The sequence below is a fragment of the Pseudomonas entomophila genome, from assembly GCF_013523165.1.
In the GTDB taxonomy this organism is placed as follows: domain Bacteria; phylum Pseudomonadota; class Gammaproteobacteria; order Pseudomonadales; family Pseudomonadaceae; genus Aquipseudomonas; species Aquipseudomonas entomophila_A.
Genome location: NZ_JAAMQI010000017.1, coordinates 34404 through 55737, shown reverse-complemented (window position 1 = coordinate 55737; position 21334 = coordinate 34404). Strand labels below are relative to the sequence as shown.

At 65.6% G+C, this 21334-nt stretch carries 16 protein-coding genes; 5 read left to right on the top strand and 11 right to left on the bottom strand.

Annotated elements, in window-relative coordinates; genetic code table 11:
- Nucleotides 1–113 precede the first annotated feature (113 nt).
- The 3 genes from G7Z99_RS14410 to G7Z99_RS14400 all read right to left on the bottom strand — a co-directional run bounded on the left by G7Z99_RS14410 (nucleotide 114) and on the right by G7Z99_RS14400 (nucleotide 3709).
- Nucleotides 114–1952, bottom strand: coding sequence for an ABC transporter ATP-binding protein (locus G7Z99_RS14410; RefSeq protein ID WP_181094898.1), 1839 nt, complete (start codon nucleotides 1950–1952; stop codon nucleotides 114–116).
- Nucleotides 1953–2006: 54 nt separating this feature from the next.
- Nucleotides 2007–2564 (bottom strand): peptidylprolyl isomerase, encoded by a 558-nt coding sequence (locus G7Z99_RS14405; RefSeq protein WP_181094897.1) that lies wholly within the window; start codon nucleotides 2562–2564, stop codon nucleotides 2007–2009.
- A 221-nt stretch (nucleotides 2565–2785) separates the two neighbouring features.
- The gene (locus G7Z99_RS14400; protein ID WP_181094895.1) at nucleotides 2786–3709 is read right to left on the bottom strand and encodes a LysR family transcriptional regulator; all 924 of its coding nucleotides are present in this window, start codon (nucleotides 3707–3709) and stop codon (nucleotides 2786–2788) included.
- Nucleotides 3710–3841: 132 nt separating this feature from the next.
- On the opposite strand from G7Z99_RS14400, the gene G7Z99_RS14395 reads away from it, so the two are divergent.
- On the top strand, nucleotides 3842–4441 hold the full coding sequence (locus G7Z99_RS14395; RefSeq protein WP_181094893.1) for an FMN-dependent NADH-azoreductase: 600 nt from the start codon (nucleotides 3842–3844) through the stop codon (nucleotides 4439–4441).
- 895 nt (nucleotides 4442–5336) lie between these two features.
- Nucleotides 5337–6074 carry an amidotransferase gene (locus G7Z99_RS14390; protein WP_181094891.1) on the top strand — a complete coding sequence of 246 codons (738 nt, stop codon included), beginning with the start codon at nucleotides 5337–5339 and terminating at the stop codon, nucleotides 6072–6074.
- Nucleotides 6075–6154: 80 nt separating this feature from the next.
- On the opposite strand, the gene adeC is transcribed toward G7Z99_RS14390, so the two are convergent.
- From adeC to G7Z99_RS14375, 3 genes are read right to left on the bottom strand one after another with little or no spacing between them, the layout of a single operon-like run.
- Complete coding sequence (gene adeC, locus G7Z99_RS14385) at nucleotides 6155–7582, bottom strand: AdeC/AdeK/OprM family multidrug efflux complex outer membrane factor (protein ID WP_181094889.1); 1428 nt, start codon at nucleotides 7580–7582, stop codon at nucleotides 6155–6157.
- Nucleotides 7579–10731 (bottom strand): multidrug efflux RND transporter permease subunit TtgB, encoded by a 3153-nt coding sequence (gene ttgB, locus G7Z99_RS14380; protein ID WP_181094887.1) that lies wholly within the window; start codon nucleotides 10729–10731, stop codon nucleotides 7579–7581. Before ttgB ends, adeC begins: the two co-directional genes overlap by 4 nt.
- Before the next feature lie 3 nt (nucleotides 10732–10734).
- On the bottom strand, nucleotides 10735–11892 hold the full coding sequence (locus G7Z99_RS14375; protein WP_181094885.1) for an efflux RND transporter periplasmic adaptor subunit: 1158 nt from the start codon (nucleotides 11890–11892) through the stop codon (nucleotides 10735–10737).
- 288 nt (nucleotides 11893–12180) lie between these two features.
- Here G7Z99_RS14375 and G7Z99_RS14370 point away from each other — a divergent pair, with 288 nt between their 5' ends.
- Complete coding sequence (locus G7Z99_RS14370; RefSeq protein WP_181094884.1) at nucleotides 12181–12813, top strand: TetR family transcriptional regulator; 633 nt, start codon at nucleotides 12181–12183, stop codon at nucleotides 12811–12813.
- A 36-nt stretch (nucleotides 12814–12849) separates the two neighbouring features.
- Here G7Z99_RS14370 and G7Z99_RS14365 read toward each other — a convergent pair whose 3' ends face one another.
- Entirely contained in the window at nucleotides 12850–14304 is a 1455-nt protein-coding gene (locus G7Z99_RS14365; RefSeq protein WP_258197039.1) for an MDR family MFS transporter, read from the bottom strand.
- Nucleotides 14305–14675: 371 nt separating this feature from the next.
- Here G7Z99_RS14365 and G7Z99_RS14360 point away from each other — a divergent pair, with 371 nt between their 5' ends.
- Complete coding sequence (locus G7Z99_RS14360) at nucleotides 14676–15545, top strand: isocitrate lyase/PEP mutase family protein (protein ID WP_181094882.1); 870 nt, start codon at nucleotides 14676–14678, stop codon at nucleotides 15543–15545.
- 66 nt (nucleotides 15546–15611) lie between these two features.
- Entirely contained in the window at nucleotides 15612–15854 is a 243-nt protein-coding gene (locus G7Z99_RS14355; RefSeq protein ID WP_181094880.1) for a hypothetical protein, read from the top strand.
- Between the two features lie 43 nt (nucleotides 15855–15897).
- Here the strand turns inward: G7Z99_RS14355 and G7Z99_RS14350 are convergent, their stop codons facing one another.
- The 4 genes from G7Z99_RS14350 to G7Z99_RS14335 all read right to left on the bottom strand — a co-directional run bounded on the left by G7Z99_RS14350 (nucleotide 15898) and on the right by G7Z99_RS14335 (nucleotide 21288).
- Nucleotides 15898–16503, bottom strand: a complete 606-nt coding sequence (locus G7Z99_RS14350; protein ID WP_181094879.1) for a flavin reductase family protein — start codon at nucleotides 16501–16503, stop codon at nucleotides 15898–15900.
- 130 nt (nucleotides 16504–16633) lie between these two features.
- A complete protein-coding gene (locus G7Z99_RS14345) occupies nucleotides 16634–17953 on the bottom strand; it encodes an MFS transporter (RefSeq protein WP_181094877.1) in 1320 nt (439 codons plus the stop codon).
- Nucleotides 17954–18202: 249 nt separating this feature from the next.
- Nucleotides 18203–19537 (bottom strand): sigma-54-dependent transcriptional regulator, encoded by a 1335-nt coding sequence (locus tag G7Z99_RS14340; RefSeq protein ID WP_181094876.1) that lies wholly within the window; start codon nucleotides 19535–19537, stop codon nucleotides 18203–18205.
- The gene (locus G7Z99_RS14335) at nucleotides 19531–21288 is read right to left on the bottom strand and encodes a sensor histidine kinase (RefSeq protein WP_181094874.1); all 1758 of its coding nucleotides are present in this window, start codon (nucleotides 21286–21288) and stop codon (nucleotides 19531–19533) included. Before G7Z99_RS14335 ends, G7Z99_RS14340 begins: the two co-directional genes overlap by 7 nt.
- Nucleotides 21289–21334: the final 46 nt, after the last annotated feature.

The window sequence follows — 21334 nt, the reverse complement described above, 5'->3', positions numbered from 1 at the left end:
AGGGCCGAGCGGGTAGGGCGGCCACGCGAGGTGGGCGCCGGGCCCGGCGAGGTGCCAGGCGCGCATTGTGCGGCCAGCCACCTCGTCAGACAACCCTGGCCTTGCCCTCGCGCTCAATCGACGCCGACGAAGCCGCCGGTCTGGTGCTGCCACAGGCGCGCATACAGCCCACCCTGGGCCAGCAGCTCGGCATGGCTGCCGACTTCCACGATCCGCCCCTGCTCCAGCACCACCAGCCGGTCCATGCGTGCGATGGTCGACAGGCGGTGGGCGATGGCGATCACCGTCTTGCCCTGCATCAAGGTCTCCAGGCTCTCCTGGATCGCCGCTTCGACTTCCGAATCCAGCGCCGAGGTGGCCTCGTCCATGATCAGGATCGGGGCGTTCTTCAGCAGCACGCGGGCGATCGCGATGCGCTGGCGCTGGCCGCCGGACAGCTTCACCCCACGCTCGCCGACATGCGCGTCGAAGCCCATGCGCCCTTCGGCATCGGACAACAGCGGGATGAACTCATCGGCCCGGGCGCCGCGTACGGCCTCCCACACTTCGTCGTCGCTCGCCTCGGGCCGCCCGTAGAGCAGGTTCTCGCGGATCGAGCGGTGCAGCAGCGAGGTGTCCTGGGTGATCATGCCAATCTGCGCGCGCAGGCTGGCCTGGCTGACGTGGGCGATGTCCTGCTCGTCGATCAGGATACGCCCGCCGTCCAGGTCGTACAGGCGCAGCAGCAGGTTGACCAGGGTCGACTTGCCGGCGCCCGACGGGCCGATCAGGCCGATTTTCTCCCCCGGCCGGATCTGCAGGTCCAGCCCGTCGATCACCTTGTTGCCCTGGCCATAATGGAAGGCCACGTGCTCGAAGTGTACACCGCCGCGACGCACCTGAAGCGGCGGGGCATCGGGCCGGTCGGTCACCGTCACCGGCTGGGCGATGGTGCGCAGGCCGTCCTGGACCATGCCGATGTTCTCGAAGATGCCGTTGACCACCCACATGATCCAGCCCGACATGTTGACGATGCGGATCACCAGGCCGGTCGCCAGGGCGATGGCGCCGACGCTGATCAGCGATCGGCTCCACAACCACAGCGCCAGGCCGGTGGTGAGCACCACCAGCAGGCCGTTGAGCGTGGTGATGACCACGTCCATGCTGGTGATCACCCGCGAGGCCAGCTGGGTCTTTTCGGTCTGCTCGCGGATCGCCTCGCGCGCGTACTGGCGCTCGTGGTCGGTGTGCGCGAACAGCTTGAGCGTGGCGATGTTGGTGTAGCCATCGACGATGCGCCCCATCAGCCGTGAGCGGGCATCGGAGGAGTCCACCGAGCGCGCCTTGACCCGCGGCACGAAGTGCATCAGCGCAGCGATGTACAGGACGATCCAGGCCAGCAGCGGCAGCATCAGGCGCCAGTCGGCTTCGGCGAACAGCACCAGCGCGCTCATCGCATAGACCAGCACATGCCACAGCGCGTCCACCGCCTGCACCGCCGAATCGCGCAGCGAGTTGCCGGTCTGCATGATGCGCTGGGCGATACGGCCGGCGAAATCGTTCTGGAAGAAGTTCAGGCTCTGCTTGAGCACGTAGGTGTGGTTCTGCCAGCGGATCAGGCTGGTCATGCCCGGGTTGATGGTCTGGTGCACCAGCAGGTCGTGCAGGCCGAAGAAGATCGGCCGCAGCAGGAGCACCACCACCAGCATCCAGGTCAGCTCGCTGGCATGGGCGCTGAAGAAATCAGGGTCGGGCGCGCCTTGGGCCAGGTCGATGATGCGGCTGAGGAAGCTGAACATCGCCACCTCGATCAACGAGGCCACCAGCCCGACCACCAGCAGGGCGACGAAGCTGGGCCAGACCTGACGCAAGTAATAGAAGTAGAACGGCAACACCTTGCCGGGAGGCGCCTCGGTGGGCGCCTCGCGGAAGATATCGATCAATTGCTCGAAACGACGATACAGCTTGGACATCTGGGCTCCTGTTCTGCGCGACCGAGGTCGTTCACATCCGTGTGACACCCCGGTTCAGTCGAGGCGCTTGGCCGACTTGATCAGGATGGGGTCCTTCGGCACGTCACGCATGCCTTTCTGCATGCCGGTGGGCGCGTTGACGATCTGGTCGACCACCTCCATGCCCTTGGTCACCTTGCCGAACACGGCATACCCTGCATCGCGGCCGGGGTCGAGGAAGGCGTTGTCGGCCACGTTGATGAAGAACTGGCTGGTGGCCGAGTTCGGATTGGCAGTGCGCGCCATGGCCAGGGTGCCACGGGCGTTGTGCAGCCCATTGCTGGCTTCGTTGCGGATCGGATCGCGGGTCGGCTTCTGGTCCATCTGGGTCGTGAAGCCGCCGCCTTGCACCATGAAGCCTGGAATCACGCGGTGGAAGATCGTGTTGTCGTAAAACCCGCTTTTGACGTACTTCAGGAAGTTCTGGGTGCTGAGCGGGGCCTTTTCGGCGTCCAGTTCGATCTCGATGGTACCCAGGCTGGTGGTCAGCTGAACGTGCGGCTGTGCATCCGAGGCCAGGGCCTGGGTGGCGAAGGCGAGCGAGCAGGCCGCCAGGAATAGGGGTTTCAACATGGGCGCAATGATCCTTGAGAGGTGGATACGACGACCGCGCTTGCCGGATGAGCCTGATCAGGCGCGGTGATGACGCGCGTAGGGTGCCGCGAAACGCCAGCGGCCGCCAGTCATGCGTGGCGCGTAGTCAGGCTGCCCGAAGGCGTCGGTTTGTGACGCGATGTGACCGCCTCGACGTGTCTTCAGTGTCGGACCCTGGCAATGGGCAGGCGTTCCGAGCGTCAGGCTTGAGCAGGTGCGACGAAAGGCACGTCCAGCGGCGCAGTGTCGAAGCGGTGCAGCAGGTCGATGAGAATCTGCGTGGCCGGGCCCAGGGCCTTGTCCTTGCTGGCATACAGGTAGAACAGAGGGTGTCGGCTGCCGCCTTGATCCAGCGGCAGGGGCTTGAGCAGGCCTTCGCGCAGTTCGCGTTCGATCATGTGGCGAGGTAGCCAGGCGAACCCCAGCCCACTGCCGACGAACGTCGCTGCCGTGCCCAGACTGCCCACCGTCCACCGATGCTCGGCCCCGAGCCAACCGACGTCGCGAGGTTGTGCGCGCCCGGAGTCGCGAATCACCACCTGCAACTGGCTTTCCAGGTCGTGGAAGGTGAGCTGGCGGTCGAGCCGGTGCAAGGCATGCTGGGGGTGCGCGACCGCGACGAATTCCACGGCGCTCAGCTCGGTGCCCAGGTAGCCCTGCAGGTTGAGGCTGCTGATGGCCAGATCGGCGATGCCATCCTTGAGCACCTCCTCGACCCCCGACAGCACTTCTTCGCGCAGGCGAACCCGACAGCCCCGGCTCTGCGGCACGAAGGCCGCCAGGGCCCGAACCAGCCGTGCGCTGGGATAGGCGGCATCGACCACCAAGCGCACCTCCGCTTCCCAGCCCTGCTCCATGTGATGGGCCAGGTCCTCGAGCTGGCTGGCCTGCTTGACCAGTTGCCGCGAGCGGCGCAGCAGCATGTCGCCGGCTTCGGTGAGCACGGCCTTGCGCCCATCGATGCGCAGCAACGGAACGCCCAGCTGGGTCTGCATGCGCGCCACCGTGTAGCTGACCGAAGACTGAGAGCGGTGCAGGGCCTCGGCGGCCTGGGCGAACCCGCCATGGTCGACGACGGCCTGTAGAGTTCGCCATTGATCCAGGGTGACGCGAGGCGCTTTCATGCAAGGCTCCTGAAGCCGTCGAAAGAACGGTTTTATCGATAGGTTGACCCGAACTTTTGCGCTTTTTTATCGATAGGTCAAGGGGGTAATCTGCGTCCATCGAATCGCCACCCCTCATTTTCGGAGTTTTCCATGTCCCACGCCCTGATCATCGAAAGCAGCGCTCGCCAACAGGATTCGGTGTCCCGCCAGCTCACCCGTGACTTCATCGCCCAGTGGCAGGCCGCACACCCTGAAGACGTACCGACGGTACGTGACCTGGCCATCACCCCGGTGCCTCACATGGCCATGGACTTGCTGGGCGGCTGGATGAAGCCTGAGGACCAGCACAGCGCCGAAGAGCGTCAGGCGCTGGCGCGGTCGAACGAACTGATCGACGAACTGCTGCAGGCCGATGTGCTGGTGCTGGCTGCGCCCATGTACAACTTCACCATCCCCAGTACGTTGAAGGCGTGGTTGGACCATGTGCTGCGTGCCGGCGTGACGTTCCAGTACACCGCCAATGGGCCGGTCGGCCTGCTCGAAGGCAAGCGGGCGATCGTGTTGACTGCCCGCGGCGGTTTGCATGCCGGCGCCGCCAGCGACCATCAGGAACCCTACCTGCGCCAGGTCCTGGCATTCATCGGGATTACCGATGTCGCCTTCGTCCATGCCGAAGGCTTGAACATGGGTGGCGATCATCAGGAGAAGGGCCTGGGCCAGGCCAAGGCTCGGATGGCCGAGCTGGCCTGAGGCTGCCACGTTTGCGTGATAGGGCCTCTAGGCAAGCGTCATCTTGGTGTGGTCAGTCCCTCTCGGCGATACCCGTGGTGACTGACCTCGTGGGCCCTGCGGTCCCAATCGCGGCACTGGGGCCGCTCCCACAGGGGACGATGCCGTGGTGCGGCTACGGGTGAGTGGCCCTGTGTCGCGATCGGGCCCACAGGGCCCACATCACACTTGGTGGAAACCATAGAATCTCCCACAGGGGGATCGCATCGAGCTGACAGATCAGCGATGCGGTCCAAAACTGTAGGAGCGGCCCCTGTGCCGCGATTGGGCCCGCAGGGCCCATCAGTCAGCCACCTGATGGATCAGACAACCCTGCATCAATACCGCTCGACGTATGACACCCCTCGGTGCGCAGTGCTTTCGGGCGCTCAAGATCTGCCTGTGAACTTGCCCCCCTGCATCACCCAAACAGGCGGGTCAGGTTCGGCAAGATCAGCAACAAGGTCGTGGCGAACAGGATGAGACCTGCCTGGCGGACTTTCGAATCTCTGAACATGGCGGACTGCCTTCTTTTTGTTATTCCTGATAGATCGTGGCTTTCCTTCTCGTACAGTGGAACGTGACAGCAACCCCCGCTGTTTCCACGTCCTGTCTTCTTACAGGGTATATAACCCACTGCAGGGTCAGCGCGATGATCGCTTGAGAACGCTTTGTTCTAACCTTATGCCAACTTATGCGCGAAGTGCAGGGCATGTTCGTTGAACGCGCTGGCATACCTGAACTAGACACGGGTGATCGACGAACATGCGAACGACCCGACGAACGCCACTCGTCAGATGGCTTGCCCTTGCTTGTACGCGGCTTTCGCGGCACGCTCTACGGGTCCATCCACACTATGTCGTTCAGGATTAACCCTATGTCGCTACGCCTCTGCATCCTGGAAACCGACGTCCTGCGACCCGAGCTGATCGCGCAGTACGAAGGCTACGGAAAGATGTTCGAGCAGTTGTTCGCACGCCAGCCGGTCGCTGCCGAGTTCCAGGTGTACAACGTGATGAACGGGCACTACCCGGGCGAGGACGACGTGTTCGACGCCTACCTGGTGACCGGCAGCAAGGCCGACTCGTTCGGCGACGATCCCTGGATTCAGACACTCAAGGTCTACCTGCGCTCGCTGTACGCGCGTGGCGAGAAACTGCTGGGGGTGTGCTTCGGGCACCAGTTGCTGGCGCTGGTCCTGGGCGGGCAGGCCGGGCGTGCACCCCAAGGGTGGGGTGTCGGGGTGCATCGCTACACCTTGGACGCGCACGCGCCAGGGATGGATGAAGAGGCGTCGGAACTCACCCTGCTCATCAGCCACCAGGATCAGGTCACCCGTCTGCCCCCGGGGGCCCAGGTCATCGCCTCCAGTGACTTCTGCCCCTACGCCGCTTATCACATCGGCGATCAGGTGCTGTGCTTCCAAGGGCATCCCGAATTCGTGCACGACTACGCCAAGGCCCTGCTCGAGGCACGCCAGCACCACTTCGACCCAGCGGTCTACGACAAGGCCATCAACAGCCTGGCCCACGCGCATCAAGGCGATCTGGTGGGGCTGTGGATGTTGCGCTTCATCGGCCAGCCTTCTGCCGAGGCGCGCCGGGCGGCACGGTAGACGACAGAAACACGACGGCCCCAGCGCCAGGACCCCGATGAGATGTTCATCCGGTGTCCTGTCGCTGGGGCCGTGTGGTCTTACAGCTGGGCCTGACCAGTACGCTCGTACCAGCCGCCGCCCAGGGCCTTGTACAGGTTGACCTCGCTGGTCAGCTGGGTCAGGCGGTCGGTGATCAATGACTGCTCGGCGCTGAACAGATTGCGCTGGGCGTCGAGGAAGGTCAGGTTGCTGTCGATCCCGATCCGGTAGCGACGCTCGGCCAGGCGATAGTAGTCCTGGTTCGCGGCGACCAGGTCGCGTTGCGCCTGAACCTGATCCTGGAAGGTCTTGCGCGCCGCCAGGCCATCGGACACTTCCTGGAACGCCGTCTGGATGGTCTTCTCGTAGCGGGCCACGTTGATGTCCTTCTGGATCTTCGCGTAGTCCAGGCTGGCCTTGAGGCTACCGGCGGTGAAGATCGGCAGATTGATCTGCGGCTGGAACAGCCAGGTCCCCGACCCCCCCTTGAACAGCCCGTCGGCGTCGGCGCTCAGGGTGCCGGCGTTGGAGGTCAGGCTGATGCTCGGGAAGAAGGCCGCGCGGGCCGCGCCGATGTTGGCGTTGGCGGCCTTGAGCAGGTACTCCGCTTCCTGGATGTCCGGACGCCGCTGCAGCATGTCCGACGGCAGGCCGGCCGGCACGTCGGCCAGCTTGGTGTCGTCCAGCTTCGGCGGCTCGGGCAGGTCGTTCGGCAGCCCGGCGCCCAGCAGCACGGTCAGGCTGTTGATGTCCTGGGCGACCAGGCGCTGGTACTGGGCCAGCTTGACCTTGGCGGTTTCCACCGAGGTCCGCGCCTGGCTCAGGTCCAGTGCCGAGGACACACCGACTTCGGTGCTGCGGCGGGTCAACGAATAGCTCTGCTCGAACGCCTTGAGGGTGTCCTGGGTCAGCTTGAGCAGCTCGCGGTCGGCCTGCCAGGTGTAGTAGGCGTTGGCCACGCTGGCGACCAGACTGATCTGGGTCGAGCGCCGTGCCTCTTCGCTGGACAGGTAGGTCTGCAGCGCCTGCTCGGACAGGCTGCGTACCCGACCGAACAGGTCCAGCTCGTAGGCGCTGATGCCCAAGGTGGCGGAGTACTGGCTGCTGATGGCCGATTGCCCTGTTGGCGAGACTCCGCTCGGCAAGCGCTGGCGAGAGCCAGCGGCGGTGGCCGAGACCGTCGGCAGCAGGTCAGCGCGCTGGATGCGGTACTGCGCGCGATAGGCCTCGGTGTTCAGGGCCGCGACGCGCAGGTCGCGGTTGTTCACCAGGGCGGTCTGGATCAGCTGTTGCAGCGCCGGGTCGCGGAACACCTGGCGCCAGCCTTGCTCGGCGGCCGCCACCTCGGCCGACTCGGCCGGGGAGTACTGCGGACCCTGTGGCCATTGCGCCGGAACCGGCGCCTCCGGCGTCTGGTAGTCGGGAATCAGCGAGCAGCCGCCGAGGATCAGGGCGGTAACCGCCAGGGACAACAAAGACTTGGTCATTGCCCAGCCTCATTACGTGAAGTTTCAGGGGTGTCTGGATGCTTGGGCTCTTTGCTGCCAAACAGCGACGACACGGCGACGAAGAACAGCGGGACCCAGAAGATCGCCAGCACGGTGGCACTGAGCATACCGCCGATCACGCCGGTACCGATCGCGTGCTGGCTGCCGGAGCCGGCGCCACTGGCGATGGTCAACGGTACCACGCCGAGAATGAAGGCCAGCGAGGTCATGATGATCGGGCGCAGTCGCATGCGGCAGGCCTCGATGGTCGCGTCGTACAGGCTCTTGCCTTGCTCGTGCAGCTCCTTGGCGAACTCAACGATCAGGATCGCGTTCTTCGCCGCCAGGCCGATGGTGGTCAACAGGCCGACCAGGAAGTACACGTCGTTGGACAGCCCGCGCAGGCTGGTGGCGATCAGCGCACCGATGATGCCCAGCGGCACGACCAGCACCACGGCGATCGGGATCGACCAGCTTTCGTACAGGGCGGCCAGGCAGAGGAACACGAACAGCAGCGACAGGGCGAACAGCGCCGGCATCTGCGAACCGGACAGCTTTTCCTCGTAGGACATGCCCGTCCAGGCGAAGCCGATGCCGTCCGGCAGTTCGCCAGCGATGCGCTCGACCTCCGCCATGGCGTCACCGGTGCTGTAGCCAGGCGCCGGGGTGCCGAGGATCTCGACCGCTTCGACACCGTTGTAGCGCGACAGCTTGGGTGAACCGTAGGTCCACTCGCCATGGGCGAACGAGGAGAAGGGCACCATTTCGCCTGCGCCGTTGCGCACGTACCACTTCTGCAGGTCTTCCGGGCTCATGCGCGCATTGGCCTGACCCTGGATGTAGACCTTCTTCACCCGACCCCGGTCGATGAAGTCGTTGACGTAGCTGCCCCCGAGCGCGATCGACAGGGTGTTGTTGATATCGGCAATGGTCACGCCCAGGGCGCTGGCACGCTCGTCATCGACGATCAGCTGGTACTGCGGCTCGTCGTTCAGGCCGTTGGGGCGCACGCCGGCGAGGATCTTGCTCTGGGACGCCTTGGCCAGGAACTGGCCGCGCGCTTCCATCAGTTTCTCGTGACCGAGCCCGGCGCGGTCCTGGAGGAACACGTCGAAGCCGGTGGCGTTGCCCAGCTCCAGCACCGCTGGCGGCGCGAAGGCGAACACCATCGCGTCGCGGAAGCTGAAGAAGTATTGCTGTGCACGCTCGGCCAGGCCGAACACGCTGTTCTCGGCCGAACGCTCTTCCCACGGCTTGAGCATGATGAACGCCATGCCCGAGCTCTGGCCACGGCCGGCGAAGTTGAAGCCGGTCACGGTGAACACCGACGACACGGTGTCGGACTCGTCGCGCAGCAGGTACTCACGCATCTGGTCGACCACCGACTGGGTGCGCTCGGCACTCGAACCGGCCGGGGTCTGTACCTGGGCGAACAGGACGCCCTGGTCTTCTTCCGGCAGGAAGGCGGTCGGGATGCGGGTGAACAGCCAGATCATGCCGACCACGATCAGCGCATACGCCAGCAGGAACGGCACCTTGTGCCGCAGGATGCTGCCCACGCTGCGCTCGTAGCCGTTGACGCTGCGGTCGAACTGACGGTTGAACCAGCCGAAGAAGCCGCCTTTGGCTTCGTGGTGCTGGCCCTTTTTCAGCGGCTTGAGCAGGGTGGCGCACAGGGCCGGCGTGAAGACCAGCGCCACCAGCACCGACAAGCCCATCGCCGAGACGATGGTGATCGAGAACTGGCGGTAGATCACCCCGGTGGAGCCGCCGAAGAACGCCATCGGCAGCAGGACCGCCGACAGCACCAGCGCGATACCGACCAGGGCGCCCTGGATCTGCCCCATGGAGCGCTTGGTGGCCTCCTTGGGCGGCAAGCCTTCCTCGGACATCACCCGCTCGACGTTCTCCACCACCACGATGGCATCGTCCACCAGCAGGCCGATGGCCAGGATCATGGCGAACATGGTCAGGGTGTTGATGTTGAAACCGGCCGCCGCCAGGATGCCGAAGGTGCCCAGCAGGACCACCGGCACGGTCATGGTGGTGATGATCGTGGCGCGGAAGTTCTGCAGGAACAGGTACATCACCAGGAACACCAGCACCACTGCCTCGATCAGCGTGTGAATCACGCCGCTGATCGATTCGGTGACCACGGGCGTGGTGTCGTACGGGAACACGGCCTTCACGCCTGGCGGGAAGAACGGCTCCAGGTCGGCGATGGTCTGGCGCAGCGCCTTGGCGGTTTCCAGGGCGTTGGCGCCGGTGGCCAGCTTGACCGCCAGGCCCGAGGCCGCCTTGCCGTTGAACTGCGCGCTGACCGCGTAGTTTTCACCGCCCAGGCCGACTTCGGCGACATCGCCCAGGCGCACCTGGGCGCCGTCACGGTTGACCTTGAGCAGGATGTTCTTGAACTGCTCGGCGGTCTGCAGACGGGTCTTGCCGATGATGGTGGCGTTGAGCTGGGTGCCTGGCACGGCCGGCAGGCCGCCCAACTGGCCGGAGGAGACCTGGACGTTCTGCGCGGTGATCGCCGTGCGCACGTCGACCGGGGTCAGCTGGTACTTGTTCAGCTTGGCCGGGTCGAGCCAGATGCGCATGGCGTACTGGGCGCCGAAGACCTGGAAGTCACCGACCCCGGAGGTCCGGGAGATCGGGTCCTGCATGTTCGAGACGATGTAGTTGGCCAGGTCTTCCTTGGTCAGGCTGCCGTCCTCGGACACCAGACCGATCACCATCAGGAAGTTCTTGACCGCCTTGGTCACGCGGATCCCCTGTTGCTGCACTTCTTGCGGCAGCAGCGGGGTCGCCAGGTTCAGCTTGTTCTGCACCTGGACCTGCGCGATGTCAGGGTCGGTGCCCTGCTCGAACGTGGCGGTGATGGTCATGCTGCCGTCGGAGTTGCTCTCCGACTGCACGTAACGCAGGTTGTCGATGCCGTTGAGCTGTTGCTCGATGACCTGCACCACGGTGTCCTGCACGGTCTGCGCCGAAGCGCCCGGGTAGGTCACGGAAATGGCGATGGCCGGTGGCGCGATGCTGGGGTACTGGCTGATCGGCAGCTTGAGGATCGACAAGGCGCCGACCAGCATGATCACCAGTGCGATCACCCAGGCGAAGATCGGGCGATCAATGAAGAACTTGGACATGACTTACTCCCCTTTGCCGCCCGCGTCGGCGGCGCCGGCCTGGCCTTGCTCGCCCGGTTGCTTGACGTTGGTGGCCTCGCTCACCTTGACCTCGGCCCCAGGGCGCACGTACTGCAAGCCCTCGGTGATCAGCCGATCGCCCGGCTTGAGGCCGTCCTCGATCAGCCAGTCGTTGCCCAACGTGCGGCTGGCCTTGAGCGAGCGCTGCTCGACCTTGTTGTCCTGGTTGACCACCATCGCGGTCGCCTGGCCCTTGATGTCGCGGGTCACGCCTTGCTGCGGCGCCAGGATGGCGTTCTGGTTGACGCCCGCGCTCAGGCGCGCATGGACGAACATGCCAGGCAGCAGGGTGTGGTCCGGATTGGGGAACAGGGCGCGCAGGGTCACCGAGCCGGTGGTCTCGTCGACCGACACTTCGGAGAACTCCAGGCGGCCTTCCTGTGCATAGACAGAGCCGTCTTCGAGCACCAGCTGGACCTTGGCGGCGTTGTCACCAGCGCGCTGCAACTGGCCGTTTTGCAGGTCACGGCGCAGCTTGAGCAGTTCGGCCGACGACTGGGTGACGTCGACGTAGATCGGGTCGAGCTGCTGGATGGTGGCCATGGCGTTGGTCTGCGCATTGCTCACCAGCGCGCCCTCGGTGTAGGCCGAGCGGCCGATGCGACCGCTGATCGGCGCCATCACCTTGGTGTAGCGCAGGTCGATCTGGGCAGCCTTGAGCGTGGCCTCGGCCTGCAGCTGCTTGGCGCGCGCATCGTCGTATTCCTGCCGGCTCACCGCCTGCTCGTCGATCAGCTGCTTGTAGCGGCCGGCCAGCGAACGGGTGGCCTGGACGTCGGCCTGGGCATTGGCCAGGTTGGCCTCATAGACCGCAGGGTCGATCTGGTAGAGCTGCTGCCCGGCCTTGACGTCGCTGCCTTCCTTGAACAGGCGCTTGAGAATGATGCCGTTGACCTGTGGACGGACTTCGGCGACCCGGTAGGCGCTGGTGCGGCCCGGCAGTTCGGATGTCAGGGTGAAGGGTTGCGCTTTCAGGGTGACGACGCCGACCTGAGGAGCTTGCGCGGGGGGCGCGGCTTCTTCTTTTTTCTGGCAGCCACCGAGCAGGGTGGCCAGGGCGACGGCAGAAACCAGAGCGGAAACGGCTGGCTTGAGTTGCATGACAGTCCTCGGGTCGCAAGAGCAGGGGGACGCTCAAAAGTGATGAAGTGTGCTGTAGGCAATCGGGCGACCCGGCAAGTACCGCCGGGTGAGCCGCGGTATCGCCGAGTGGATAAATAGCTTGCTAATGAATATACTTACATTCATGGTTGTTTGTAAACAGCGCTGGTGCGGCCATTTGCCCGCCCTGGCCGTGATAAACGAGACCGGCTGCCGCCTTTCGGGACGAGCCCGGCACGATCGCTCCGCGCTTGCCCAGCGCAGGGGCGCTGATGAGGTTGTACTGCCATGGTTCGTCGTACCAAAGAGGAAGCCCAGGAAACTCGAAACCAGATCCTCGAGGCCGCGGAAAAGGCCTTCTACAACCGCGGCGTGGCCCGCACCACCCTGGCGGAGATCGCCGAACTGGCAGGGGTGACCCGCGGCGCGATCTACTGGCACTTCAACAACAAGGCCGAATTGATCGAAGCGCTGCTCGAAAGCCTGCGCGAGACCCTCGACCCGCTGGCCCGGGCCAGCGAAAGCGAAGACGAACTCGACCCCCTGGGCTGCACCCGGCAACTGCTGGTGCGTCTGTTCCGGGAGGTGGTGCAGGATTCGCGCACGCGGCGAATCAACGAGATCCTGCAGTACAAGTGCGAATTCACCGACGACATGTGCGAGATTCGCCAGCAACGGCAGAGTTCGATCATCGAATGCCATGAGAGTATCTCGTTAGCCGTCACCAATGCCGTGCGCCGTGGCCAATTGCCAGAGACCTTGGACACTGACCGCGCCGCGCTCGCGCTGTTCGCTTACGTCGACGGGCTGGTCAAGCGCTGGCTGTTGCTGCCGGACAGTTTCGACCTGCGGGGCGATGCCGAAAAGTGGGCCGACACCGGGCTGGACATGTTGCGCTGGAGCCCGGCCCTGCGCAAATGACCTTTTGTGAAGGTGTGTGAAGACGTGTTTCCCCTGTTAGCTGCGCCCGCGCAGGGGCCGATCCGGCAGCGTCAGCGCAGCGAGCGTCCCCAGCAGCGAGACCGCAGCGCTGCCTTCCAGCAGGTGGCGGAACACGCCGGACAATGCTGGGCTCGCCGCGTGACCCTGCGCATGCAGGCTGCCCAGCAACACGTCGCCCCCTTCCGACTGCCCCAGCCCGGCCCGTAGCATCAGCGCCAGCAGCGCGCTGGACATACAGGCCACGCCCACCGCACCGCCCAGGGACCGGAACAGGTTGGTCGTACTGGTGACCACGCCCATGTCGTGTTGCGCCACCGCGCTCTGCGCGCCGACCAGCGAGGTGGGAAACTGCAACCCGCAGGCGATGCCGATCACCAGCAGGCACAGCGCACTGGGCAGGCTCGCCTGCACCGGGGTGAGGGCCAGGCCCAGGATCGCCACCGGCATCAACAGGGCGCCGGTCAGGATCTGCGGTTTGTAGCGGCCGGTTCGGGAGGTCAGGCGCCCGCCAGTGAAGGCCCCGATGGGCAGGCCCATCGCCAGCGGCAACAGGTGCAGGGCGGCGCTGTCGGCACCTGCGCTGGTGAGGCTCTGTACGCGCAGCGGCTCGAGCATGGTCAGGGAGATCGACTGGAAGCTGGCGAAGAACAGCGTCGTCCAGCACAGCACCGCCACGGGGTTGCCGAACAGGTGCAACGGCATCAGCGGCTGCACCGTGCGACGTTCGTGGGCGACGAACGCGAGCAGGGCGATCAGCGCGCCAGCGGCCAGACCCATCACGGCCGGGCTGGTCCAGGCATGACCCTGGCCGACCCAGGTGACGCCCAACAGCAAGCTGCCCAGGCCCAGCGTCAGCAGGACTGCGCCTGCATAGTCCACGCGTGCATCGGGGCGCGTGCGGCCTGGCGCGCCCAGTGCGCGTTGCAGCGCCCACCAGGTGCACACCCCCAGCGGCAGGTTGACCCAGAACACCCAGTGCCACGACAGGTACTCGGTCAGGCCGCCACCCAGGACGGGGCCTGCCACGCTGGCCACCGCGTACATGCCACTGAAATAGCCCTGGTAGCGTCCCCGCTCGCGCGGCGGCACGAGGTCGCCGACGATCGCCTGGCTGACCGAGATCATCCCGCCCGCACCCAGCCCTTGCAGCACACGGGCGGCGATCAGTTGCGGCATGTCCTGGGCCAGAGCGCACGCCACCGACGCCACGGTGAAGACCGCCGTGCCGGTCAGGATCATCAGCCGACGGCCATACAGGTCGCCCAGCTTGCCGTAGAGCGGAACGGCGATGGTCATGGCCACCATGTAGCCGGAGACCACCCAGGCCAGCAGGCCGACCTCGCCGAACTGCGCGGAAATGGCCGGTAGCGACACCGCCACGATGGTCTGGTCGAGCGCGCCCAGCAACGTCGCCAGCATCAGGGCGATCAGCGTTGCACGGGGAATGTTCGGCAGGAGCGAGGCAGTCATGGGGCAGGCCTGGGCAGAGGGCGGGCGGGGTCGCAGGTCAGGTACGAGGACGCAGGATAGCGTACCTGATTTGATAGCTAACTATGTAATTCCGGCATCCCCTATGCCGGATCTGCATAGGTGCTTTCATTTTGGTATGCCACCTGGCGTGGTAAGGTGATCACGCCACACAGGCCGAATCACGGGGCTTCGCACCACGATGGTGCGTCAAGAGGTCGCCTGATTGTTCACCGCTGTAACCCAAACCTTCTATTCCTCTGCCACCCTGTCCGGCATGGCTGCCCGATGGCGTCGGCGAGAAAAAGCCAGGTGGACCTCGCTCAGAGGTCGGTCGTCAGCCCGTTCACCTTCACTGTTATTGCGGAGTGACCATGCCCAAGGCTTCACATCACGATTTGCGTACCGATTTCCGCGCCTTGCTCGCCTCGGGCTCGTGCTACCACACTGCCTCGGTCTTCGATCCGATGTCGGCGCGCATCGCCGCCGACCTGGGCTTTGAAGTCGGCATCCTGGGCGGTTCGGTAGCCTCCCTGCAGGTGCTGGCCGCGCCGGACTTCGCACTGATCACCTTGAGCGAGTTCGTCGAGCAGGCCACGCGCATCGGCCGTGTCGCCCAGTTGCCAGTGCTGGCCGACGCCGACCATGGTTATGGCAATGCGCTCAACGTCATGCGCACGGTGGTCGAGCTGGAACGTGCCGGCGTCGCCGCGCTGACCCTGGAAGATACCCTGCTGCCGGCCCAGTTCGGCCGCAAGTCGACCGACCTGATCTCGGTCGAGGAGGGCGTCGGCAAGATCCGCGCCGCGCTCGAGGCCCGGGTCGACCCGGCCTTGTCGATCATCGCCCGGACCAATGCCGGCGTGCTGCCGCTCGAGCAGGTCATCGCCCGCACGCGGGCCTACCAGGAGGCCGGTGCCGACGGGATCTGCATGGTCGGTGTGAAGGATTTCGACCAGCTCGAAGCCATCGCCGAACACCTGAGCGTGCCACTGATGCTGGTCACCTACGGCAACCCCAAGCTTACCGACGATGCACGCCTGGCCAGCCTGGGCGTGCGCATCGTGGTCGACGGGCACGCGGCGTATTTTGCCGCGATCAAGGCCACCTACGACTGCCTGCGCCAGCAGCGTGGCCGTCAGACCCAGGCCGAAAGCCTGAGCGCCACCGAGCTGTCGCACACCTACACGCAGCCTGAAGACTACATCCGGTGGGCCAAGGAATACATGAGCGTCGAAGAGTGACCACGCGTCCCGGCAACCAGGACGTGATTGGCTTGCCCTCACGTCCATCCTGATCAGGAGGCCACGATGGCCCGCAAAGTGTTCCCTGGCTTCGAAGCCGTGTCGGCGATGGTGCCGACCGAAGGCGGCTACCATGCCGCGATTGCCGTGAAGGCCGCCCACGGTCCGGGCGCCCCCCGGTTTCACAAGGTGCTGGACGCGCAGGTCTTCCCACGGGCCGCTGCAGCGGATGAAGCCGCCGCCGAGGTGCTGGCGCGGTTGACAGGGGTGGATGAAGACGGCGAGCTGGTGTGGGGGGAGGGCGCGTAGTCGTCGGGCCTCTTCGTTCGGCCGACGCGCCTTCACGGCCTTCTTACGCCTCCGGGCGTCTCATCTTGAACAGCTCGCCCAGCTCGAAGTAGTCCGCCGGCCCACCGCCCCGCAGGATCGGCTGCGCCGCCGCCGTGTCGTAGATCCCGTCCTTGAGCAGGTGCTCGGCAATGTGCACCGCCACCACCTCACCCAGGATCAGCCAGCTGGGCACCAGGGCCTGGTCGGCACGCTTGAGCTGGACGATCTGGCTGACCTTGCATTCGAACGCCACCGGGCTTTCGCCCACCCGCGGCACACCGACCAGGCGCGACGGCGTTGCCGTCAACCCGCTCAGTGCGAATTCGTCGACCTCTGCCGGCACCGCGGCGCAGCTCTGGTTCATGGCCTCGGCCAGCGGTCGAGTCGCCAGGTTCCAGACGAACTCGCCGGTCTGCTCGATGTTGTTGAGGCTGTCTTTGCGCCCGACACTGCAAAAGCCGATGATCGGCGGCACGTAATTGAAGGCGTTGAAGAAGCTGTACGGCGCCAGGTTCAGGCGGCCTTCGCGGTCGTGGGAGGAGATCCAACCGATCGGGCGTGGGCCGACGATGGCATTGAAGGGATCGTGGGGCAGGCCGTGGCCCTGGGCGGTTTCGTAGGAGTACATGGACGCTGGGCCAGGTGGCCCTTCCTCTTGATGGACGGGCCCCATAGTGTGCCAAGCCTTCGGTGATCTGCAAATGCACAGGGGAGGGCACCGCGCGGTGCCCTCTGTGCGATTCAGGCCACGCGCAGGGTCAGTCGGTGTTGATGCGCGAGTGCGTGCGGGTGTCCTTCATGGTCGCGTAGACCAGCAGGGAGCAGGCGATGCAGCCGGTCACGTACCAGTAGAAGCCGCTTTCCATGCCGATGCTCTTGAACCACAGCGCCACGTATTCGGCGGTGCCGCCGAAGATCGACACGGTCAGTGCATAGGGCAGGCCCACGCCCAGCGCCCGGATCTCGGTGGGGAACAGCTCGGCCTTGACCACGGCGTTGATCGAGGTATAGCCACTGACGATGATCAGCGCCGCCATGATCAGGAAGAACGCCCCCCACCAGCTCTGGATGGTGTGCAGGGTGCTGAGGATCGGCACGGTGAACAGTGTGCCCAGCACCCCGAAGGCGATCAGGATCGGACGCCGCCCGATGCGGTCCGACAGCCCGCCGATCAACGGTTGCAGGCACATGAACAGGAACAGCGTGGCCGCCGAGATGGTGGTCGAGTCGCTGATGCTCATGCCCACCGTGTTCACCAGGTACTTCTGCATGTAGGTGGTGTAGGTGTAGAAGGCCAAGGTGCCGCCCATGGTCAGGCCGACCACGGTCAGCAGCTCCTTGGGGTGGCGCAGCAGCGTGCGCATCAGGCTTTCGTCGGACGCCTTCTTCTTGGTGAAGGAGGCGGTCTCTTCCATGCCGCGGCGCAGGTACAGCGCCACCACTGCGCACAGCGCGCCGATCACGAACGGTACACGCCAGCCCCAGGCGTAGAGCTGCTCGGTGGTCAGGGTCTGCTGCAGGATGATCAGCACCGCCAGGGCGATGAGCTGCCCGGAGATCAAGGTCACGTACTGGAAGCTCGAGAAGAAGCCACGGCGCTCCTTGGTGGCCATTTCACTCAGGTAGGTCGCCGAGGTGCCGTATTCACCGCCGACCGACAGGCCTTGCAGCAGGCGCGCCACCACCAGCAGGATCGGCGCCGCCACGCCGATGGTCTCGTACCCGGGGGTCAGGGCGATTACCAGAGAGCCGGCGCACATCAGCAGGACCGACGCCATCAGCGCAGCCTTGCGCCCCTTGCGGTCGGCGTACAGGCCCATCAGCCAGCCCCCGATCGGACGCATCAAAAAGCCCACGGCAAAGATCGCGGCGGTGTTGAGCAGTTGTGCGGTGGTGTCGCCGGCCGGGAAGAAGGCCTTGGCGAAGTACAGCGAAAATGCGGCGTACACGTACCAGTCGTACCATTCGACCATGTTGCCGATCGAGCCGCTGAAGATCGACTTGAGTCGGGAGGCGGTGGTCTTGTGCACAGTGGGCGAGACGCCTTCACTGCGCGGCAGGGAAGTGGTGTTCTCCATGGGGGATGACCTTCTCGTTGTTTTTGTGGGGTGCACCGCCATGCGGTGACTGCCCAGGTCATTGCAGAAGGTATGCCAAGGTAGGCAACCGTAGCGTTCATGCAGGGCCATTGCCTTTGCGCGGGTATCGGCCTGCGGACCGTTCACCCAAAGTCACGCCTTGATGAGACCGGCTCCCACAAGGGATTGTCAGCCTATCAGGCCAGCAATTTTCCGCCGATCCATCCAAAGGCATCGGCAAGAATCCGCCTATTCGCGCACGAGAAAATCGTCCCGGACCAGCCCATGGCGTTGCATCTTCTCGTTCAGTGTCCGCCGCGGCAGGTTCAGGTGCTCCATCACCGCCTTGATCTCGCCCCGGTGCTGGCGCAAGGCCGCGCGCAGGCACTGGGCCTCGAACGCTTCCATCTGTGCCTGCAGCGCGCTGGCGGTGGTCGGCGCCTCGAGTTCAGGGGCTTGCAGGCCAAGGGCATGCCGCTCGGCCGCATTGGCCAGCTCGCGCACGTTGCCCGGCCAGTCATGCCCCAGCAGCCGCGCCAGTTGCCCGTCCGACAACGGCGGCACTGCACGCCCGAGGCGCTGCGCGGCGGCCTGGGTGAAGTGCTCGAACAGCAGCAGGATGTCTTCGCGGCGCTCGCGCAGCGGCGTGAGGCGCAACTCGGCCACGTTCAGGCGATACGCCAGGTCTTCGCGGAAACGGCCCGCCCGGGCCGCCTCCAGCAAGTCCGGCTTGGTCGCGGCGATGATGCGCAGGTCCACCCGGATACTGCGGTTGGCGCCCAGCCGCTCCAGGGTCTGCTCCTGGATCACCCGCAGCAGTTTGGCCTGCTGCGCCAGCGGCATGCTCTCGATCTCGTCGAGAAACACCGTGCCGCCGTCGGCGTACTCCAGCTTGCCGATCCGCTTGCCCTGGGCGCCGGTGAAGGCGCCGCTTTCGTGCCCGAACAGCTCGGCCTCGAACAGCGCTTCAGGGATCGCTGCGCAATTGAGCGCGACGAAAGGCTTGCCGGCGCGCGGGCCGAACGTGTGCAGGCAACGGGCGACACGCTCCTTGCCACTGCCGGTCTCGCCCCGGATCAGCACGTTGACGGGCAGCGCGGCCAAATCCAGCACCTGCTGACGCAACTGGCGCATGCCCGGCGACATGCCGAGCAGGCTGCTCTCCAGTCGCGTGCGCAGGTCGGCCTGCTCGTGCAGGCGGCGGTTCTCCAGCACCAGTCGGCGTTTGTCCAGCGCGCGCCTGAGGCTGCCGAGCAGGTGCTGCGGGCTGAAGGGCTTTTCCAGAAAGTCGTAGGCGCCATTGCGCATGGCCTCCACCGCCATCGGCACGTCGCCATGCCCGGTCAGCAGGATCACCGGCAAATCGGCGTCGAGCGCCTGCAAGCGTTCGAGCACCTGCAGGCCGTCCATGCCCGGCATGCGCACATCGCTGATCACCACGCCGGGAAAATGCGCGGGCAGCGCCTCCAGGCAGGGTTCGGCCCGGGCGAACAGCTGGACCTGGAAGCCGGCCAGCTCGAGCCACTGTTCGATGGCGGTGCGAATGCTGTGTTCATCGTCGATGACGATCACCGAGTTCAACATGCAGGCTCCAGGTCACGTGGCAGAAGAAGGCTGAAACGGGCGCCGCCAGGCGCGTTGTCGACGCTCAGCCGGCCGCCGGCCTCGGTCACGATGCCATAGGAGATCGCCAGGCCCAGCCCCAGGCCTTCGCCAACCGGCTTGGTGGTGAAGAACGGGTCGAAGACGTTCGGCAGGTGGGCCGGGTCGATGCCGCCGCCAGAATCCAGCACGCTCAGGCACCACGACCCGTCCTGCACGTCGATGCGGATCTCCAGGCGTTTGTAGGGCTTGGCGGCCATGGCGTCCAGGGCGTTGTGCAGCAGGTTGATCAACACCTGCTCCAGGCGGATCGCATCGCCCCGCACCCAGGCCGGACGTGCCAGGTACAGCGCCAGCTCGACACCTTCGTCGCGCAGGCGCGTGGTCAGCAGGTGCAAGGCCTGGTCGACCACCTCGGCCAGGTCCAGACGCTCGCGCAGGCCACCTGGGCTGTTGCGGGCGAAGGTCTTCAGGTGACTGGTCAGGGCGCTCATGCGCGTCAGCATCTGCTCGAGCGGTTCGAGCGCCTGGCGCGCGTCCGCGTGGCGCCCGTGGTCGAGCAGCAGGCGCACGGTTTCCAGCTGCATGCGCTGGGTGGTCAGCGGCTGGTTGATCTCGTGGGCCAACGCCGCGGACATCTGGCCGAGCGCAGCGAGCTTGGTCGACTGCACCAGGCCCTCCTGGGCCAGGCGCAATTGCCGGGTGCGTTCTTCGACCTGCTGCTCCAGCGCCTCGCGGCTGCGCACCCGCAAGCGCGCCAGGCGCAGGCGCTGGTTCACGAACAAGGCGGCGAACACCAGGCTCAACCAGGCCAGGGCGCCGGTCAGCGCGGCATTGACGCCTTCCTTGCCGACCTGCGGCGCACGCAGCAGGTGCAAGGTCCACCCATCGTCAGGCAGCGGCAGGCTCTCCCAGAGGTAGTCCGCCGTGCCAGTGGGCCCCTGGACGCGGCTCAGGCGGCTGTTGTCCTGGAACTGCGTGCGCACCTGGTGCTGCAACGGCGTCAGGGGCTGTTTGTCATATTGCCGGGTCGCGGCGATGTCAGCGCGGTCCTCGGACGTCAGTGGCTGCAGCTCCCGGTAGCGCCAGCCGGGCTGATTGGCAATGAAGGTGATGCCGCGTGCATCGCTGACCAGCAGGATGTCGTTGCCCTGGCGCCACTCGCGCTCCAGCTCGGGGAACTCCAGCTTGACCACCATGGCACCCAGAAAGCGTCCGCGCTCATCGTTGACCGCGCTGGACAGGAAGTAGCCCGGCACCCCACTGGTCACGCCCACCGCGTAGAACCGCCCGCTGCCGTGGCTGAGGGTCTGCTGGAAATACGGGCGAAAGCCGTAGTTGGAACCGACATAGCTGGTCGGCAGGCGCCAGTTGCTGGCCGCGACCGCCAGCCCGTGGCGATCGAGCAGTTCCAGGGTGGAGGAGGCCGCCGCGCCATTGATGCGTTCGAGCTTGCGGTTGAGCCGGTCTTGCGTCTGCGTGTCCACCGGGCCTTGCAGGGCCTGGACCAGCTCCGGGTCGAGCGCCAGCACGGCAGGCAATGCCCGGTAACGCTCGATCAGGGTATGCAGGGCGTTGGCGTACACGTGCAGTTGCTCGCTGGCCCGTCGCGCATCGGCTTCCAGCGCCTGACGCTCGGCGCGTTGCAGGGCCCAGCTGGCGCACAGGACGGCGCCGGCCAGCACCACCAGGATGATCACGATCAGGCGTAGCGAGCGCAGCAAGGAGGGCATGGACGGTCCTCGGAGGCCAACGGTTCGACGAGCCCGGCGAAGCCGG